Raw genomic sequence first — 1,616 nt, 5'->3', positions numbered from 1 at the left:
TGAAGCGACGGCTGTCCAACGTGGTCTACCGGATCATGAAACGCGACCATCGGAACCAGCTCACCACCGCTGCTTGACACACAGAGGCGCTATGAAGTCACAACGCCCGTCCGGCCGCGTGCGTGGTGACGCCGCCGACGGGCCGACAAATCCCAAACAGGACAGCCGAAGCGTCAGTCAGCCGAAGGGTCAGACCCGCCAGCAACATCACCACGAACATCATCACTGTCAGCCGACGAGCCGCCGGCGCCAGTCCAGCGGTCGCACCTCTACGGCACTGGCGGGGTCGCCGTCCCAGTCCGCCGGCAGGCCGGCCACCGCCAGGGCGGCCACCACCTCACGGCCGACGGCGGCGGTGGTCTCGGCCGAGTCGTCGAAGCCCCCGTAGTACAGCGACAGTCCGTGGCCGGCGGCGGCCGCGTCGGCGCTCTGGGAGTGGAAGTAGACGAAGCCCCGGGCGTCCGGCGAGCCCGCGCCGGCGATCTCGGCCTGCCCGCAGGAGTGGCAGCAGGTGAAGTTCTCGCGGGCCGTGATGCCGGCCGCCTCCAGTGCCGTGAAGGCACGGGTGAGCCGGTCGGCGTCCGTCTCGCCCTCCCAGCCGGCCTGCTCCTCGGCCCGCTCGCGCCACATCCGGTCGACCAGCGCCCGGGCCTGCGCGGGCGAGACCGGTCGCCGGTCACCCTTGACCAGGTAGTCCTCCGCCAGTTCGGCGAGTTCGGCCCGGGTCGCGTAACCGCCGGCCAGGCTCTGACGGAGGCGGTCCTCCAGCTGCCTGCGGTCGTCGTCGGGCAGCTCCAGCGGCGGCGCCGGCGTCTCGGGCGCCGGTGTCAGGTCGAGCCGCCGCCAGGCCAGGCCGGTGTCCCAGCCGTCCGCCCGGCGGGCCCAGCCCGTCATCGCGGCGATCACCGGACCGGGGTCGTCGAGCAGCACCCGGAAATGGCGGTCGTTCGAGCCCTCGCGGTGCTCCAGGGTGTAGTCGCCACCGGCCTCGTGCCAGACCTGGACGAACACCTCGGCGGGGCCGGCAATCCGCTCCACCACCAGGAAGCGGTCGCCCGGCCCGCCGATCCGGCGCACCAGCGCGGCCAGCGCCTCGGCGGTCACCCGAAGGTGCCGCTCCCCGTTCTCCGTCTGCACCTCGATCGCCAGCATGCGGGCCACTGTCGCACAGCCCACTGACGCGTCGTCCGGGAGGTCCCTGCCGCACAGGGGACACCTGCCTCATGTGTCCGGGACTCCGGGCACCGAACCATGGACGCATGCCCCCCACGGGACGCTCTTCCTCCGACCCGGGGAAGTCGTCCGGAAAGGAAGCTCCGTGGCCATCCTCGGACAGTCCAACTGGCGGTACTGCGGCAAGTGCTTCGGCCTCTGGTTCAACGGGAACCCGACCAACGGCGTCTGCCCCGCCGGCGGTGCGCACACCTCCTCGGGCAGCTTCGACTACCTCCTGCCCGCCAACAACTTCAGCGGCGTCGCGCCCGCGGGCGCCGGGAAGGAGGCCGCGACGGAGGACGACGACGGCGCCTAATGGGAGCTATGGAACCGGGGAATGCTCAGTTCCATAGCCGCCAGCAGGTGAGCACTATCGGCGCCGGAACCGTTCGAGTTCTGGG

General features: G+C 71.5%; 2 protein-coding genes. One reads left to right on the top strand and one right to left on the bottom strand.

The window, feature by feature from the left end:
* Nucleotides 1-228: 228 nt before the first annotated feature.
* Complete coding sequence (locus ACZ34W_RS38630; protein WP_465611175.1) at nt 229-1,152, bottom strand: DUF6891 domain-containing protein; 924 nt, start codon at nt 1,150-1,152, stop codon at nt 229-231.
* Between the two features lie 166 nt (nt 1,153-1,318).
* Between ACZ34W_RS38630 and ACZ34W_RS38625 the strand changes: the two genes are divergently transcribed.
* Nucleotides 1,319-1,531, top strand: a complete 213-nt coding sequence (locus ACZ34W_RS38625) for a hypothetical protein (protein ID WP_329490330.1) — start codon at nt 1,319-1,321, stop codon at nt 1,529-1,531.
* Nucleotides 1,532-1,616: the final 85 nt, after the last annotated feature.

The organism is Kitasatospora sp. NPDC022856 (assembly GCF_055561235.1).
This window is presented reverse-complemented; position numbering and strand designations above follow the sequence as displayed.